This window comes from Bacillus sp. PK3-067 (assembly GCF_056738645.1).
Genome location: NZ_CP096490.1, coordinates 3477590 through 3495227, shown reverse-complemented (window position 1 = coordinate 3495227; position 17638 = coordinate 3477590). Strand labels below are relative to the sequence as shown.

The window sequence follows — 17638 nt, the reverse complement described above, 5'->3', positions numbered from 1 at the left end:
TCTCCACTAAAATTTATTTGGATTCCAACTTTCATTTACAGTTTTTAAATCTTTAGGTGTATCGACACTAGCCCAAAAGTCATTGTGTTCATAGACGGCGAGCTCATTGTCTTTTATTAAATTTCGAAGAGGATCTTCTTCTAGAACACAATCATCATTATTACTTAAATAATTGAATATTTCTTTGTTAAATACAAAAAAACCGCCATTAATTACTTCATCAAGTAATGGTTTTTCTTTAAAATCAATAGCAATTCCATCTTCGACCGCCAATAGGCCGTATTGACTATTTTTTTTAATTCCAGTTAATGTAGCAATTTTTCCTTTTTCTTTATGGAATGCTATTAGTTGATCAATATCTATATTGGCTAATCCGTCACCATAAGTTAATAAAAAGGTTTCACCCTGTACAAAGGATTCAAGTTTTTTTAGTCTTGCCCCGGTCATTGTATCAATTCCTGTATCTATAAAGTGTATATTCCAATTTTCTAATTTCTGAAGTAGCGTATATTGACTGGTTTTAAAATTCAAACTAAAGTCATTCTCTTTCCAGCTAAAGTCCATAAAATATTCCTTAATTTTCTCACCTTTATATCCTAAGGGTAAAATGAAATCAGAATGTCCATATTTTCTATACCAATTCATTATATGCAAGAGGAGAGGCTTTCCTTGAACTCGAACTAATGGTTTGGGAATGTCCTCTAAAATTCCTTGCATCCGAAGCCCTTTTCCGCCACACAAAATTATGACTTTCATAGATTTATTTCCTTCCTCTCTATATATTTTACTAATTTAAACTATGTAGTTTGTTTGGTAAATGTATACACGGTTGTACCATAATGACAATCAACTAAAAAAAATATGTTAGATTTATAATTCAGATGCTGATTAAACGTGGAGAATACACACTGTAGTTTATCATTAATTATATGTAAATTAGGTTCTTTTAAAATCTATGCTTTAGTTTATTTAATATTAATGAAAGAAATTGCTTGTTCTTAAGATAAAAGAAGGGGAAGGAAATCAAGGGAATTGAAGAAGCTTATAATGAAATATCCAAGAAGACAAAATATAAGATAAAGTATGGAAGTAAGTAGTCGTGAATGCACTACATAAGCAGAATATGCTGATCGCATAAATGATTATACAGAAATCAATAGAAGAATAACAAAGGGAATTAGCCATTTAAAGGAAAATGGAACAACTATTTTTACATTTTATAAATTCAAAAAAGAGCACCGCATAAAGGTGCTCTAGTGATGGAACTAATTTTGTAAAGAACTATTTATTCAATAAAGAAGGACTTACGAATTATTATATGAACGTTTTGTTAATTAAGTGTGTATCAATTAGACAGGAATTTTATTTTTCTACACCTATTTGATTTTACGGGCCAAATCATGTTAAAAGTAAGAAGAAAATTATTAAGTTAATGTTATTTTGTTTAAAATAACATCCCAATCGGAATCATCACCTTCCCATCTATCCTGATAACGTGGGAGTTCAATTGAACAAACCCTCGATATTCCCCAATTTTGTTCAACAATATTAGATATACCCTCCTTGAAATTAACAATAAGAATATTAAAATCCTTATTTGTAATTTTAGATAATACGTTTTGTAATTCAACCGCTTCATCTCGATTTCCCCAAATTCTAATGAATAAAATGGATTCACTACTATTTATTTTTTCAAGGAATCGATTAATTCTAGTGTCTAATTTAGCTTTAAAAGAAGGATAGGTTGATTTCAAATCCTTTTCGGAATTAATAGGAAAATCATGCATTGAAAAACAATTATAATAAGTGTCCTTTATACAGTAGGTAATTCGTTCTGCCCATTTAATTTGATTATCAAATTCTGATTCAATAAGACCGTAACTTTCTGAACCTTCTATAACCATATTTTCCAACTTCATGAATTTTTTAAATCGATTTTGAAGTAATCTGTTTACATCTGAAAGTGATGGATAATAAAACCAATCTAAAGGTCCAGAAAATGTTCTTAAATTGTGTCTTTTGATTTGGTTGGTGACTTGACACAATCCTCCTAAACTTACAATTACGCCATAGGATTTTTGTATATCTTCTAGGTTCATCCTCATCATCCTTTATAAAAGTAATTTAAATTATCTGTTCAGTATATGATGCAATAACATATTGATGTGGACCTATATATCACAGTACATAGAGCTAAGACATTTGTATAAATTTAAAAAGTCAAATACCTAAGTTGAGGGATTTCATCTTTGACGTTATATCATGGAGTTATTATTGGAATGAAAGCTGGTAGGGATATTGCGCCAGAGTTATATATTCTCCAGTAACTTAATTTAGAAACCTGTTCTTGATTACTGTAGTAAAATTGTTGTTCTTTTAAAAGAATCCTTAGATAAAAAAGAAAAATCTATTGGCTAGCATTTAACCAGTAGATTTTTCTTTTCATCTTCATAGTTTTCCTGCCTCTCTTAAAGTTATGATATATAATCTTTTAAAGACTGACACGGTGCATTTTTTTCATAATGCACGCAAAAAAATCAGTTTAAGAATTATGTGAAATCGTGTCAAAAAATTAAAGGTAATTATATATGTATTTAAGATGATATCCATCTGCATATATTTTTTAAATTTTTAGATAAATGCAATGATAATGGCTTCTTAAGAATTAATTTAGCACCTTGTTTATTTAGAAAAGCCCTATAAACCATTTAGTTCATAGTAAAAGTAATATATTTGATATTAAATGTCTTGCATAATGCGATAAAATTTCACAATTTTTTATCAATATATACAGAAAAAGGTAACGAAACTTAAGCGATATTTAATACTTTTCATATTTGTGAAGTATGTGAATTTGTTTATTTTAACATCTAAGATGTTAGATGTTGTTTTTTAAACATTACTTATCCGGATTCATGAAAAGTATTTTAATGCATTATTTTTATTTTATATAATAATATTTAATTTTAATATTAAAACTAAAATATGGAAGTAACATAGGGGATTTACGCATATAGTAATGTTGATGGTGAAATTAACAAAATTTTCATTTAAATCAGATAAAACTATGATGTTTTTAACTTATAATCATGTTACTACGATGAAAAAATGGCTACTAATTAGTTAATTTAAAAATCAATTTTAGATAGGAAGAGGATAATGAAGACCAGAGATAGTTATAAAATTATTGTAATTGGTGCTGGGACAGCAGGACTATCTTCTACTGCACATTTATTACGAAATGTACCCCTATTGAAAGAAAGTATAGCAATTATTGATCCATCAAAAAAACATTACTTTCAGCCACTATGGAGTTTAGTGGGGGGAGGAATTGTTTCAAAGGAAAGTACGATGCGTAATCAGGAATCGCTTATTCCAAAAGGGGCAACGTGGATCCCTAAAAGTGTTGTTGAGTTATTTCCATCTGAAAATAAGATACTTTTAGATGACGGACTGCTACTTGAGTATGAAATTCTTATTGTAGCAGCTGGTATCCAAATAAATTGGGACAGTATTAAAGGCTTAAAAGAGTCTATTGGCACTAATGGGGTATGTAGCAATTATTCTTATACATATGTTGATTCTACTTGGAGAGAAATCGAAAAATTTAAAGGAGGAAATGCGCTTTTTACCCACCCTAATACTCCTATTAAATGCGGTGGTGCTCCACAAAAAATTATGTACTTAGCAGAGGAGTATTTTTGTAATAGTGGTGTAAGAAACAGAAGTAAAGTAATATTTTATTCTGCAAACAATAACATATTTCAGGTTCCACGATATGCAAATACTTTAGAACAAGTACTAGAAAGAAAGCAAATTATAACGAATTATAATAAAAATCTAGTGGAAATTATCGCCGAAAAGAGAGAGGCAATTTTTGAAGATACGCAAACACTAAAAAGAGAAACCGTACCATATAGTATGATACATGTTGTTCCGCCAATGGGGCCACCTAATTTTATTAAAGAGAGTGAGATAAGTGATCATCAGGGGTGGGTAGATATAAGCCCTTATACTTTGCAGCATGTGCAATATAAAAATATTTTTGGACTTGGAGATTGTACCAATTTACCTACCTCTAAAACTGGAGCAGCAATTCGAAAACAAATACCCGTCTTAAAACAAAATATTATGGACGTACTTAGCGGAAGAGATTTACAGGCTAAATATGATGGATATACATCATGTCCGATTGTTACAGGATATAAAAGTCTTATACTTGCTGAATTTAACTATGAACATGAGCCTCAAGAAACGTTTCCATTTAATCAAGCGAAAGAACGGTATAGTATGTTTTTACTTAAAAGATATATGTTGCCATATATGTATTGGAATTTAATGTTGAAAGGGATTCTATAGGAGAAGATAAAAAGTGGTTACAAAAATTGAAAATTAATTTGAAATAACTAATTGGAGGGAATAGCTATGCTTTTAAAATATTTTTATGATGAAAAATTAGCACATGCTTCCTATTTAGTCGGTTGTCAGAAAGAAGGCGTAGCAATCGTTATTGATCCTAGTCGCTATATAGAACAATATATAGAATTTGCTAAGAAAGAGGGGATGGAAGTAATTGCTGCGGCTGAGACTCATATTCATGCTGATTTTCTTTCTGGGTCTAGAGAACTTTCTAATCTTTACCATGTAAATTTATATGTATCTGATGAAGGAGATTGTGATTGGAAATATCAATATCTTAACGAAGGTCGATACAAATTGGTTAGAGAGGGCACAGAGTTTAAAGTAGGTCATATAAAATTTAATGTAATTCACACCCCAGGGCATACGCCTGAAAGTATTTCTTTTTTAGTAACTGATACAAGTCAAAATAATTATACGAATGATAAACCGATAGGAATATTCACAGGTGATTTTATATTTGTAGGAGATATAGGAAGACCGGATTTATTAGAAACTGCAGTCGGTATTAAAGATACTGCAAAAATAGGAGCGAAACAATTATTTGATTCTATACAAAAAATAAAAATACTTCCTGATTATTTGCAAATATGGCCATCACATGGTGCGGGAAGCGCATGTGGAAAAGCATTAGGAGCAATTCCAACTTCTACATTAGGTTATGAAAAGATGTTCAATTGGGCATTTCGGTGTAATGAAGAAAGTGATTTTATATCGACTTTATTGACGGGACAGCCAGAGCCTCCAAAGTATTTTTCATTAATGAAGAATTTAAATAAGTATGGTCCGCCAATTCGTAAGAAGAGAAAAAGTACTGCTATTAATACAGTAGAAGAACTTCAAGAAATTTTGAAGAGCGTTTATCAAATAGTTGATATAAGGGATGTAGAGAGTTTTGCTGCAGGTCATATCGAGAAGTCAATTAACATACCTTATAACAATTCTTTCACAACTTGGTGTGGATGGTTATTAGATTATAAAAAAGAAACTTTAATAATTCTAGATGAGGAAAAGGTTAAAGTAGAGGCAGTTATTAGAGAATTTGAATCTATTGGGTTAGATAATATTATTGCTTTTGCACCCTTAAAAGTAATACAAAGACTTGATAGATTTGAAAGTTACAAAGAAAGAACATCGATTGAATTATATCCGCATATAAAAGCTGGAAGCGTTAAGGTTATCGATGTGCGTAGTAAAAAAGAGTGGGAGGAAGGACACCTTCATGATGCAATACATATCACTTTAGGTAATCTATTTGAACAACTAGATTATATACCGAAAGATTTTCCAATAGTTTTGCAATGTCGAACCGGATTACGTTCCGCTATAGCAGCTAGTATTTTACAAAGAGCTGGTATAAAGGAAGTAGTGAATTTAAAGGGAGGATTTCTTGCATGGAAAGAAGAAGGGCTTCCTTATACAACATGCAATCTCAATGTGTAGGAAAATATTATATGCTAGGTAAGAATAATTAAAAGAAGTTATAGATGACGTGTTAGAAAAGGGAATCATAATTGTCGCAGATTCAGGAAATACATTAGGATTATTAATTGATTATCCAGTTAAATATGAAAATGTAATATTTGTTTTAGCATTAAATAATTTAACATTGGATCCATCTTTTATGGAATGGCAGTGTTGGAAGTACTTAGGTATTATCAATAAGAACCCAATTTAAAATTCTCTTGGATGCAAGAGAATTTTTTTATTGGGAATAGTAAGGGGGAGGGGAGGTGCATTACATATGGGAAAAGGTAGAAGTAATAATGCTGGTAAAAAGCAACCGAATTTTGATGATTCATCTAATTTTGCTAAACAAAGCCAACCGACAGAAAAGAAGAAGAAATAAGAACAGGAGCTCTCTTGATAAAGGGAGCTCCTGTTAAAAGTGGACTGACGTTTCAGAATAACATATCGATGGATTAACCCAATAGCCATAAATACAAGGTTTTAATTTTTCGAAGGGCACCTAATTTAATATTATTGTCCCGCTTTTTTATACTTATTGACGCGTTAAATCCATTTAAAATGCTCCTTAATGGCGTTGGGCGTGACCTTCATTAAAATTTTTTAAACCTAATGGGACTTACCATTAAGAGGGCGAGGATTAAAGTAATCCATGCATTACCATATGAAAACAATGCCATACCAGCCAATGATAATCCTGCAGCTGGAATAGGTAATCCCTTAAAATATCCAATAGTTGGTTTAATACTAAATTTTGCTAATCTTAAAGCACCCATTGTTGGGAATAGGATAAATGCCAAAGAAGTTAAAATAGAAGGTGTTGCTATCGTATGAAATAAAAGCGCAGGAGCGACGCCGAAACTAACAATATCAGCTAAGGAATCCAATTCTACGCCAAACTCACTGTTCACTTTTAATTTTCTTGCAATTCTTCCATCAAGAAAATCTAAAACAGCTGAAAAGAAAATGAGAATGGAGGCTGCTCCTAAATATTCACTCATATTCAAGGTGATTGAGAAAACACCGCACAATAAATTTCCAACCGTAAATAAATTCGGTATAACTTTTACAAGCTGATTAAACAAGTTTGTTCCTCCTAAATTAATTAAACTTCACATTTCTGTAGCAATTTCTATATATTCTTCCGTTATTCTTAAAAATATATGACCACTGTATTACTGTAAGCTAATTAAATTTCGATAAGAGAAAAATTGATTTCTTAAATGTTCCACTGGTTTATAAAAATGTTTAATCATTTTCAGTACGCGTTATTGAATATTAGCACCTGATAGTTGATATTTCGAGTAGTCAGGGATTTTCCGGTTCTGGTGCAAAAATTCAAGGTAATTAAAAATAATCTCTAAAAAGGAGACATAATGATACTATTATTTTAAAAAGGTTCGTGGTTGGTATCGAATATAAAAAATAGAATTTTTATACAAAAATCACCCGAAAGGTTGCCTTTTGTACCTCTTAAAATGACTGAAGATGTGTTTACTTGAGTTCATTAGGTAGTTAGAGGTTGATAGACTATCTTTAACGAAAATGTTGAGTAGTTCATCTTCATTATATATCAATTTAATAATGATTGGGGATTTAGAAAGTTCCATGGAAAGTACATATCAACCTGATTGGAAGATTGGAAATTTAATAACTGGTGATACATTTTACTTAACGCAACATTTTGGTGCGCAAATGAAAATTTTTAAAGTCCACACAAATGGTACCCTAGAACGATTCCAAACAATAGAACCAGAATTAAAATAAAATTTTTGTAGCATCAATTAAATTCATTTCTTTTTATGCAAACACACTTTCAGCGGAACTAACTTCTTCACTATTTTGCGCTGGAAAGACTTTATAAAAAATGGTTACGTTTTCTGATCTTGAAATAACCCTCTCAAATTGCAATCCTGCTTTTTCTAAAAGCTTTACTGCATCAACAATAGAAGTAATTGCTACAAAAGTTTTTCAAATAAAATTTATAAAAGCTTGATAGGTAATACCAAGGGAAAAGACCGTAGCTACTATATGTGCAGTCCATTTAGGCATATTTAAATTTAATACGGTATTGTACAACATTCCATATACGATACAAATGATTAATATGAATGCAATGAATTGAAGAACTAATAAAAATAGAGGTTGTTCCATTTATTCTCACTTCCTTTATTTGATATATTAATATAATTTATTTAAATGTGAAAGTTTTATTTCTATGAATTTCCAAAAAATGTGATATGAAAGGCATAGTAGTAATCACAAGAATTACTGCAAAACTATAATGGAACTAAAAGTATTATGACGAGATCAGTAAAATAGTAAAGAAGGTCACCATTCACGGCGACCTTCTTTACTATGCGTTATACCCAAATAATTTTAAATCTTCTCCTGAATCTGAAATGATTTTCTCAAATCGTAATCCTACTTTTTCTAAAAGCTTTCCTGAGGCGATGTTATCTATAGAAGTAATTGCTACAATTCGTTTCATGTTGAGCTTTTGTACACCGTATTCGATTATCGCAGAAGCTGACTCGTAGCCGTATCCTTGTGAACGGAATGTCTCTAAAAAGGCAAATCCGATATCAACATCTTCTAATGAATCTCTTTTAATAAGGCCACACATACCAAGTGGAGTGAGATCTTCTTTTCGTTCTACTAAGTAAAGGCCAAATCCGAGTTTGTTATACATATCGATGGGACCGTTTACAATATAATTTTTTGCATCTTCTAAGTTTCTAACTCCTTTGTCACCGATAAACTGAATCCATGCAGGATCGTTTACTAACTCAAGAATAAAAGGAGCGTCTTTTATATCAAACCAACGAAGGTTAAGACGTTCGGTTTCAAGAACTATCAATTATTACACCACCTTTAAAAAGTTATAACAATTAGTATGGATTGTGTAAAACAAAAGTGCAACATATTTTAATGGAGCTTTGTTTGTTCACATAAAGTTCGTTTGTTTTGTATAGAGAGATATTTTATAATTAGGATTGATTGTAAAGAGTGAGATGCTTATACAATGACTCCTAGGTGACTAGGAGTTTTTACTATATAACTATCATTATTACTAAATATGACACACTACACATTCTACTCAAGGAGGTACATAATGAAGAAATTATATAATGCATCGTTTACGTATTTGATTATCGGTTTATTATCAGGGATTTTCGCTAGGGAGTATGGTAAGTATAAAGGGATTTTAGGATCTACTTTGTTAAATCTTTTGCATACACATACACTTGTACTTGGCTTTTTCTTCTTTTTAATTGCTTTAGGATTAGCAAAAGTATTCGCGTTTCATGAAGTGCAAGGGTTTAATAAGTGGTTTGTTTTACATAACATTGCATTAACATTAATGTTAGGTTCGCTAGCAGCGAGAGGGCTTCTTCAGTTAAATGGAGCTGACTTTAAAGGGTTAACTTATATTGTAGGATTTTCTCATTCGTTGATGGCAGTTACTTTAATTTGGTTTATGTTGTTAATAAAGAAATCGTTTAAAATGTAGTGGAAAAGAACTTGTAGCGTGTGCTGCAGGTTCTTTTTTGTATGTTTAGGTTTAAAAATCTCATTTTTCTAATTATTTTGTATAAAGATGGTATACTTGTTTTAAATTTAAAAAGGAGAGTTGATTATGGAAATAACAATTGAACATGTAGTAAATGAATTAAAAGGCATACTTCCTGAAGATCGAGTAGTAATAAATATGACAGTACGAGAGTTACATAGTAAAGATGAATCTTACCATGTTAGTAGTTTACCTGATGTAGTTGTTTTTCCAAAAACGACCGAAGAAGTTAGCGCGATAATGAAAATAGCGAGTCAGCACGGAACAGCTGTCGTTCCATTTGGAGTAGGGTCCAGTTTAGAGGGACATGTAATTCCTTACGAAAAAGGAATTACAATGGACTTTTCTCTTATGAACAAAATACTTGAAATAAGAGGAAAGGATTTTCTTGTGAGAGTACAGCCAGGGGTGACGCGCTCTCAGCTTAATAAAGAATTGAAAAAGTATGGATTATTTTTTAGTGTAGACCCAGGAGCTGATGCAACGTTAGGAGGAATGGCTGCTACAAATGCGAGCGGAACGACAGCGGTAAAGTATGGAGTAATGCGTGATCAAGTCCGAGATTTAGAAGTCGTTCTTGCTGATGGAGAAGTAATACATACCGGGAATTTAGCGGCGAAGTCATCATCAGGTTATCATTTAAATGGTATTTTCGTAGGCTCAGAAGGAACACTTGGATGTTTCACGGAGTTAACTTTAAAAGTATACGGTATACCAGAACATGTTATGGCTGCGAGGGCATCGTTTCCAACTATAAATGATGCAGTAGAAGCTGTAATTAACATATTACAGGCAGGTATTCCAATCGCGAGAATTGAACTCGTTGATGAATTATCTATGAAACAAGTAAATCATTACAATGAAACAAGTTACAGAGAAGAACCGACACTGTTTTTAGAGTTTCACGGTAATGAAGCAGGGTTAAAGCAAGATATTGAATTTACGAAAGAAATCGTTCTTGATCATAAATGTATAGAAATTGCATTTGAGATGGAAACAGCAGCGAGAAATAAACTGTGGGATGCAAGACATAACTTAGCGTACTCTTACGTGCATAGTTATCCTGGTAAAAAGCTAATGAGTACAGACGTATGTGTGCCAATTTCGGAATTAGCTGGAGCGATTCAACATGCGAAAGAGGTATTAGATAAAGTAGGGCTTATTGGCGGTATTCTAGGTCATGTTGGAGATGGGAATTTCCATGTACTCTTAATGATTGACACAAATGATAAAGAGGAAGTAAAGAAGGCAGACGAAATAAACGAAAGTATCGTTTTGTATGCTCTTAAACGAGGAGGAACGTGTACAGGAGAACATGGCGTTGGAATCGGAAAACGAAAGTATCAAGAAGAAGAACATGGGGCGGCATTATTTGTAATGGAGAAAATAAAGAAAGCTCTTGATCCGCAAAATATTTTGAATCCGAATAAGGTGTTTCAATTAAAAGATAGGGGCTGAGTGGATGAAAGTACTAGAAGCGATAAGTAATATAGCTGGAAAGTATTTTGCATTTTGGACCGGCTGCTGCACTCCCAAGTGTATTAGCGGCAGTATGGCATAACATTGCAGGGCCAATATTAGCAACCATCTGGTCAAAAAATGCAAAGAATACTTTCAGCGATGAAAATGTATTAATAAATATAGAAAAATAGGAATGATAAATAATGCAAAAACGTATTGTACATTTTGAAGGAACGGTTGTATTTTTAGCCACGATTTATATGTATTCAATATATGAGTTTAGTTGGATTATATTTTTTGTATTCCTTTTAGCGCCGGATTTCTCCATGTTAGCGTATGGGATCAATAATCACGTTGGTGCGAAAATATATAACGTATGTCATACATATATCATATCCATATTAATTGTTCTAATAGGTGTCTATTTTAAGATAGATACCGTTATAATGATTGGCTTAATATGGACAGCACATATTGGAATGGATCGAATGTTTGGATATGGATTGAAATATGAGACGGATTTTAAGGATACTCATATTCAGAGGTTATAGTTGCTTTTGAGGAGAGGGATACTTTGAAACAGAGAATTACTATCGAAGGGTATAACATCCAATGGGAAAGTGAATTTAATAAGCTACACACTTTCATTAACGATGTAATGGAAGACCGCATTTTATCCATTGAACATGTTGGGAGTACATCTATTAAAGGACTTGTAGCAAAACCAATATTAGATATTGATATCGTAATAGAAGATTATGAAATCTTTCCTGAAGTAGTAACAAAGTTTGAAGCGATAGGATACTATCATCAGTTAGAATGGAGCTTTAAAGGAAGAGAGGCGTTTGGAAGAAAGGATACGTTCGTTCCATGGAACGAGGGAAATACAGTTTGGATGGAACATCATTTATATGTGTGTGATAAAAATAGTGAAGAATTGAGAAGGCATATAGCGTTTCAAGATTACCTTCGTGAACATACTGAAGTAGCTAATGAGTATGGAAACTTGAAGGAAGAGTTAGCAAGAGAGTCGAAAAAACGATCTAGTTATATTGAGGGTAAGACCGTATTTATTACAAATATATTAGAAAAAATAAACTAAGGTAGCATGGAATACATGCTGCCTATTGTTTTGAAATAGAAAGCTGCCATTATAAAACAAATACAAACTGGCCCTGTTGATTGATGCGGTTACTAAATATAATAGGAAATAAAATAGAAAAGAGCGGAAAAGAGGGAGCTTATGTACATACCAAAATATTTCGTAATACAAGATGAAGAGATGAAGTACGAAATAATGGAACAAAATAGCTTTGGGACATTATTTTCTCAACATAACGGAGAACCATATGCAACGCACTTGCCGTTGTTATTAAATAGGGAGACCCTTACTTTACATGGTCACTTCGCACGGCCGAATGAACAGTGGAAAGATATTGGGACTCAGCAAGTACTAGCTATATTTCAAGGACCACATAGTTACATCTCTCCGTTATGGTATGAAACAAACAATGCAGTACCAACATGGAATTACGTTGCAGTGCATGTATATGGTGAATTAGAAATTGTTGAGGATGAGAAGACATTAGTAGATTCTCTTCAAGATTTAGTAAATAAATATGAAGATCCAGAGAGCACCTACTCACTTAATGATGTAGATCCAAATTATATGGGAGGATTAAGTAAGGGAATAGTTGGATTCAAAATAAAGATAAATAAAATAGAAGGAAAAGCGAAGTTAAGTCAAAATCATTCTGTAGAGAGACGGAATTTAGTTGTGGAGAAACTTGAGAAAGTTGGTAGTGAGGAGAGTAAGAGGATTGCGGAGTTGATGAGAAAATAAAGCCTACATGAAAGGGAAATATTCTAAATAAGCGTATTTAAAAAGACCTTCTTAATTGAAGGTCTTTCATTTTTTAAAGTGCTTTTTCAGTTGTTGTTGAGTTGTAGTCTTTACTTACGTCAATAGATTGAACAAGGTCAGGTCTTTGTGGTGCAGGGGTGTCCCCAATGTTTAATGCTACATATCCTAACTGTGTTTTCGGTGTTTCTGAGGTGAAGCTTAACCCAAGAGTTGTGATGCTAATAACAGCTAAGCCAATGATGCTCAATTTAATCTTTTTCATTATATCAAAGCTCCCTTTTCTTCATGTTTTTTTCTTGCTTGATTGGCCATGTAAAAGTATTGACTAGCTTTTATATGGTCTTCTTTTTCATAAAACATATTTGCTAGAACATCAGTGTACTCTTGTATACATTCCCAAAGGTTTTCTGTTTTAAAGTAAGAAATTCCTTCCAAAATTATCATTTCTAAATCATTTATAGAAGTTTTATTATTTAGTTCTCTTAAAATCATGAAACGATATTGAAACTCTTTGTTTTCTAGTTTATTTGAGATGTTTAATCCTTTTTTTATAAGTTCTTTAGCCTGGGTATATTCTCCAAGCTTGTAGTATTCACGTGCTTCAACAAAAAGTGCTTTAAAGTGATTTGGTTGCTTAGTTGTAACCTCTGAAATATGACGCATTGCTAACTCTGAAAGGTTTTGACTTGCATATAGCCAAGCTAAATTATGTCGTACTCTTAATGATAAAGTCTCCTCTGAATACTTCTGTAGAATATTTAATGCTGAATCAAGTCTAATTTCAGCTTGTTCAAACTGTTTTAAATCAATACAAGATAAACCAAAGATGTTATCACACAAAGCAACATTAATTTCACAGTTTATATGTTTTGAAAAAATCGCTTTAGCTTCATTTGCAGATTGGATTGCTACTAGTGGTTGATATGTTTGATAATAATAGGCAGCTAAGCGGTAGTTAAATTCAGCATTCTCTAGTTCGTCAGATACGTGTATTAGCAGCTTTTTAGCGTTCTCGAAAAGGTGTTTTGCTGCATTGTAGTTTCCAATAATTGTATTGTGAATAGCCTTAAAAAAATGATAATAATAAGAAAATAGCCCATTCTCTGGAAGTGGGAAAGAATCAATTTTATTAAAATCATCTTTATTAATATTTAAACCATCTGTTAAGATTTTGTATCTGAAATTAAAAAGTGAATAATACAATTGTAGGTTTGTATCTTCTTCTGAATTAGAGATGGTATTTTCAATATCTTTTTTTATTTTTGTTGCATGGGTAGTTTGATGCTGTAACATAGCTCTATACCAGTCATTAAATAATTTTGTAATTTGTTCATTACCTTGTAGTTGAACGTTCATGAAATCCCCTCACTTTTTGAATATTCTTATAAAATATAGTATCAAAAATAAAAATATTTAGAAATGATGTTTTATATTTCTCAATATTTGTTTAACAAGCTTACGAGTAAGTCTATTGGAATAGTGTAGAATTTGTTTTGGATTAAAGAAATGGCATCGGGGGATGTGCATTTTAAAGTTTTAGTTGAGTGGGGGGATATAAAAAGGGTGCGTTCACACAAATTATATGAACGCACCTTTTTACATATTAAACAATCAAGTCCCACAAAAAGTACGATAAGGGCGATTCGTCGGTGTAGGCGGAATGCAGTATTCTTCTTGATCTGTAGAATACGCATAAGGGTTTGATAAAGCTTCAAGAAGTTGCTCCATTACGCTATAGTCGTCATTTGTAACAGCTGCTTCTAGTGCTTCTTCTACACGGTGGTTCCTCGGGATGATTGATGGGTTATTATTTTTCATCATCTCGTAGGCGTTTTCTTTTGATTGTTCTTGTCTTTCTAATCGAGATTGCCACAGTTTGTACCATTCTTTAAATTCAGGACTTTCAAATAGAGCTGTATTTTCGATAGCATCAAGAGTTAATGAACGGAATGTATTTGTATAATCCGCTTTATATTTCTCCATCATTTTTAAAAGTTGCTCAATAAGTGATTGATCTTGTTCTTCGTTGCTAAATAGTCCTAATTTCTTTTTCATTCCAAGGAACCACTGTTTTTCATACTGTACGCTAAATTTCGAAATTTCGTCTTGAGCGATTTTTAATGCTTCTTCTTCATCTTCGTGCAGAATTGGTATTAAAGATTCAGCTAGTCGTGCTAGATCCCATGCGGCCATATATGGTTGATTTCCATATGCATAACGACCTTGTGTGTCAATAGAGCTAAATACAGTTCCTTGGTCGTAATTGTCCATAAATGCACAAGGACCGTAATCAATTGTTTCGCCACTGATCGTTATATTGTCAGTGTTCATTACGCCGTGAATAAATCCAACAAGTTGCCATTTTGCGATAAGACTGGCTTGTCTTTTAATGACTTCTTGTAGTAATGCAGTATATCGGTTTTCATGAGATTCAATTTCTGGGTAATGCCTTTTTATCGTATAGTCAGCTAGTGATTTCAGGTCCTCTATTGAACCACGAGCTGCAGCATATTGAAATGTACCGACGCGAATATGGCTACTAGCTACTCTAGTTAAAATTGCTCCAGGTAACTTTGTTTCACGATAGGTTGGTTCACCGGTTGTAACAACTGCTAAACTGCGAGTAGTCGGAATATCGAGTGCATACATTGCTTCGCTAATAATATATTCACGTAGCATCGGACCGAGTGCAGCACGGCCATCTCCTCGGCGTGAATAGGGAGTAGGGCCAGAACCTTTCAGTTGAATATCGAAACGCTCACCTGAAGGAGTAATTTGTTCGCCAATTAAAAGAGCACGACCGTCGCCTAACATATTAAAATGTCCGAATTGATGACCAGCATATGCTTGAGCTAATGGATGAGCTCCTTCTGGGAGTGCATTACCAGCGAAAATGGCAATTTCAGCTTCCTTTTTCAGTTCTTCAGGGGTTAAGCCAAGAGATATCGCTAATGAATGGTTTAGTTTAACTAACTCCGGTGAACTTACGGGAGTAGGGGGGATTTCTGTATAAAATGATTGTGGTAAAGTCGTATAACTATTATCTAAATTCCAACCTGTTTCATTATTTTTAGTCATTGTATCTCCTCCTTTTTGTATTTTAAATTATGTATTTGTACGTATGTATTCTTTGTAAAGTTAACTAAAAGTATAATATAATATTTCCCCTTGCAATCTATTGTAAGGACTTCATTGCACTATGTCTATTTAACAGCAAATTTAAAACCTCCATTTTAAGAAAATGGAGGTTTTATTATTATTTAATTTTTACAATTATTTTTCCTTTTGCTCTTCCAGCCTCGGAATATTCCATTGCTTTTTGCGCATCTTCAAAAGGGAAAACTCGATCGATTACCGGTTTGATTTCACCAGCTTCAATATAGTTTGCAATAGTACGTAATTGATCCCCACTTGGCTTCATAAATAAAAATGAATATTGAGCATTATGCTTTTTTTCAAGTGCAGTAAGTTTTTTGCTGGCTAATGAAAATAAGAGAGTTTTAAAGAATCCTGAACCAAATTCTTTACCGAAGCGAGCATTCGGCATGCCTGAAACGGAAACAATGTTTCCTCCCCTTTTTATAATATTGAATGATTTTTCAAGTGTTGCACCGCCGATTGTATCAAATACGGCATCATAATTTTTTAGTATATCTTCAAATTTCTCTGTTTTGTAATTAATAATTTCATCTGCGCCAAGAGACGTTACTAAATTCGCACCAGCTTCACTAGCAGTCGTTGTAACAATGGCACCCATTATTTTTGCTAGCTGAATAGCGAAAGTACCAACACCACCGGATCCGGCGTGAATTAAAATCTTTTGTCCTTTTTGTAATTGCATGATGTCATGTAATGCTTGATATGATGTTAAGCCAACGAGTGGAATCGAAGCAGCTTCCTCAAAACTTAAATTTTTCGGTTTTAAAGCTATATCATCTTCATGAATGGCTATATACTCCGCGAAAGTACCAATCTTATTTTTTCTTGGACGAGCATATATTTCATCACCAACTTTAAAACGAGTTACTTTTGATCCAACCTTCGTGATGACACCGGCAAAGTCATTCCCAAGGATTAGGGGCATTTCATATTTCAGTAACATTTTTACTTTTCCGTCGCGTATTTTAAAATCAATTGGGTTAATGCTAGCTGCATGAATTTCTGCGAGCACTTCATACTCATTTATTTCAGGAGTAGGTACCTCTGCCATACGCATTGGGACTTTTCCATATCTATCAATTATCATTGCTTTCATTTCTTATACCTCCAAGTTTTAATAAAAGTTCTGCAATAGCTTCTCAATATCTAATACAAGATTTTTTAATAAACCTAATTTTGTACGTATATCAATATAATAAAAATTCTTTGTACCTTCTTTTCTCATTAAAATAATGCCAGCTTCTCGTAAAATCTTAAGGTGATGTGATACTGCTGGACGGGAAAGGTGTGTTTGCTTCGTGATTTCTCCTACACGTAATCCTGTTTGACATTCCGTTTCCATTAGCACTAATAAAATAGCTTGACGCGTTTCATCACCAATTGCCAATAATACTTTTTGAGAATCAATAAAATCTTTTTTTATAATATTTAATTGTTCTTGTTTATTCATTTCAATCACTTTGCCTCCAGGTAATTAGTCGAAAGGTTTAAGATGATGAACCATTACTTCGATACGGTAATGCTACATGATTGTTGTATGAGGTGCAATATTGAGAAAGAAAATCGAGACGAATGAATTTTTTATTGTTGAAAATTATAGGGAGATAGAAAAGGGATTGGAAGGACTACATAACACAATAGATGAGGTTTTAAAAACAAAAAATGATGTAACAATAAAATAAGCGGTCGTAACC

At 32.7% G+C, this 17638-nt stretch carries 19 protein-coding genes and 1 pseudogene; 10 read left to right on the top strand and 10 right to left on the bottom strand.

What is annotated here, in order from left to right:
- Positions 1-6 precede the first annotated feature (6 nt).
- Together M1D73_RS17985 and M1D73_RS17980 are read right to left on the bottom strand one after the other, a co-directional pair.
- Positions 7-756: a sugar phosphate nucleotidyltransferase gene (locus M1D73_RS17985; RefSeq protein ID WP_000864434.1), complete on the bottom strand. Its 750-nt coding sequence runs from the start codon at positions 754-756 to the stop codon at positions 7-9.
- 668 nt (positions 757-1424) lie between these two features.
- Positions 1425-2099 (bottom strand): papain-like cysteine peptidase, encoded by a 675-nt coding sequence (locus M1D73_RS17980; RefSeq protein ID WP_001047153.1) that lies wholly within the window; start codon positions 2097-2099, stop codon positions 1425-1427.
- 1060 nt (positions 2100-3159) lie between these two features.
- Between M1D73_RS17980 and M1D73_RS17975 the strand changes: the two genes are divergently transcribed.
- Complete coding sequence (locus M1D73_RS17975) at positions 3160-4359, top strand: FAD/NAD(P)-binding oxidoreductase (RefSeq protein ID WP_000857313.1); 1200 nt, start codon at positions 3160-3162, stop codon at positions 4357-4359.
- Between the two features lie 66 nt (positions 4360-4425).
- Complete coding sequence (locus M1D73_RS17970; protein ID WP_121868214.1) at positions 4426-5862, top strand: MBL fold metallo-hydrolase; 1437 nt, start codon at positions 4426-4428, stop codon at positions 5860-5862.
- A 617-nt stretch (positions 5863-6479) separates the two neighbouring features.
- Here the strand turns inward: M1D73_RS17970 and pssA are convergent.
- On the bottom strand, positions 6480-6971 hold the full coding sequence (gene pssA, locus M1D73_RS17965) for a CDP-diacylglycerol--serine O-phosphatidyltransferase (RefSeq protein WP_000483086.1): 492 nt from the start codon (positions 6969-6971) through the stop codon (positions 6480-6482).
- A 499-nt stretch (positions 6972-7470) separates the two neighbouring features.
- On the opposite strand from pssA, the gene M1D73_RS17960 reads away from it, so the two are divergent.
- Positions 7471-7653, top strand: a complete 183-nt coding sequence (locus M1D73_RS17960; RefSeq protein WP_002000399.1) for a DUF5065 family protein — start codon at positions 7471-7473, stop codon at positions 7651-7653.
- 204 nt (positions 7654-7857) lie between these two features.
- On the opposite strand, the gene M1D73_RS17955 is transcribed toward M1D73_RS17960, so the two are convergent.
- Together M1D73_RS17955 and M1D73_RS17950 are read right to left on the bottom strand one after the other, a co-directional pair.
- Positions 7858-8040, bottom strand: coding sequence for a hypothetical protein (locus tag M1D73_RS17955; protein ID WP_000437513.1), 183 nt, complete (start codon positions 8038-8040; stop codon positions 7858-7860).
- A 202-nt stretch (positions 8041-8242) separates the two neighbouring features.
- On the bottom strand, positions 8243-8746 hold the full coding sequence (locus tag M1D73_RS17950; RefSeq protein ID WP_000636203.1) for a GNAT family N-acetyltransferase: 504 nt from the start codon (positions 8744-8746) through the stop codon (positions 8243-8245).
- 255 nt (positions 8747-9001) lie between these two features.
- On the opposite strand from M1D73_RS17950, the gene M1D73_RS17945 reads away from it, so the two are divergent.
- The 6 genes and pseudogenes from M1D73_RS17945 (at position 9002) to M1D73_RS17920 (ending at position 12764) form a co-directional block, all read left to right on the top strand.
- Positions 9002-9400: a DUF2871 family protein gene (locus tag M1D73_RS17945; RefSeq protein WP_000737896.1), complete on the top strand. Its 399-nt coding sequence runs from the start codon at positions 9002-9004 to the stop codon at positions 9398-9400.
- Between the two features lie 126 nt (positions 9401-9526).
- Positions 9527-10918 carry an FAD-binding oxidoreductase gene (locus tag M1D73_RS17940; RefSeq protein ID WP_071741077.1) on the top strand — a complete coding sequence of 464 codons (1392 nt, stop codon included), beginning with the start codon at positions 9527-9529 and terminating at the stop codon, positions 10916-10918.
- Between the two features lie 50 nt (positions 10919-10968).
- Positions 10969-11112: pseudogene (locus M1D73_RS17935) on the top strand (bile acid:sodium symporter family protein); the annotation flags it as partial.
- Between the two features lie 12 nt (positions 11113-11124).
- Entirely contained in the window at positions 11125-11472 is a 348-nt protein-coding gene (locus M1D73_RS17930) for a DUF4260 domain-containing protein (protein ID WP_098212541.1), read from the top strand.
- A 23-nt stretch (positions 11473-11495) separates the two neighbouring features.
- Entirely contained in the window at positions 11496-12023 is a 528-nt protein-coding gene (locus tag M1D73_RS17925; protein WP_098212542.1) for a GrpB family protein, read from the top strand.
- Between the two features lie 141 nt (positions 12024-12164).
- Positions 12165-12764 (top strand): FMN-binding negative transcriptional regulator, encoded by a 600-nt coding sequence (locus M1D73_RS17920; RefSeq protein ID WP_000275841.1) that lies wholly within the window; start codon positions 12165-12167, stop codon positions 12762-12764.
- Positions 12765-12837: 73 nt separating this feature from the next.
- Here the strand turns inward: M1D73_RS17920 and M1D73_RS17915 are convergent, their stop codons facing one another.
- From M1D73_RS17915 to M1D73_RS17895, 5 genes are all read right to left on the bottom strand, one after another.
- Entirely contained in the window at positions 12838-13047 is a 210-nt protein-coding gene (locus M1D73_RS17915; protein WP_000721430.1) for a hypothetical protein, read from the bottom strand.
- The gene (locus M1D73_RS17910; protein WP_016125000.1) at positions 13047-14141 is read right to left on the bottom strand and encodes a response regulator aspartate phosphatase; all 1095 of its coding nucleotides are present in this window, start codon (positions 14139-14141) and stop codon (positions 13047-13049) included. Before M1D73_RS17910 ends, M1D73_RS17915 begins: the two co-directional genes overlap by 1 nt.
- Positions 14142-14396: 255 nt before the next feature.
- Positions 14397-15863, bottom strand: a complete 1467-nt coding sequence (locus M1D73_RS17905) for a protein adenylyltransferase SelO (protein WP_098212543.1) — start codon at positions 15861-15863, stop codon at positions 14397-14399.
- Between the two features lie 178 nt (positions 15864-16041).
- Entirely contained in the window at positions 16042-17040 is a 999-nt protein-coding gene (locus tag M1D73_RS17900; RefSeq protein WP_000646436.1) for an NADP-dependent oxidoreductase, read from the bottom strand.
- 18 nt (positions 17041-17058) lie between these two features.
- Positions 17059-17403 carry an ArsR/SmtB family transcription factor gene (locus M1D73_RS17895; protein WP_000571870.1) on the bottom strand — a complete coding sequence of 115 codons (345 nt, stop codon included), beginning with the start codon at positions 17401-17403 and terminating at the stop codon, positions 17059-17061.
- A 91-nt stretch (positions 17404-17494) separates the two neighbouring features.
- Between M1D73_RS17895 and M1D73_RS17890 the strand changes: the two genes are divergently transcribed.
- Positions 17495-17626 carry a hypothetical protein gene (locus M1D73_RS17890; protein WP_001227549.1) on the top strand — a complete coding sequence of 44 codons (132 nt, stop codon included), beginning with the start codon at positions 17495-17497 and terminating at the stop codon, positions 17624-17626.
- The last annotated feature ends 12 nt before the right edge of the window (positions 17627-17638 follow it).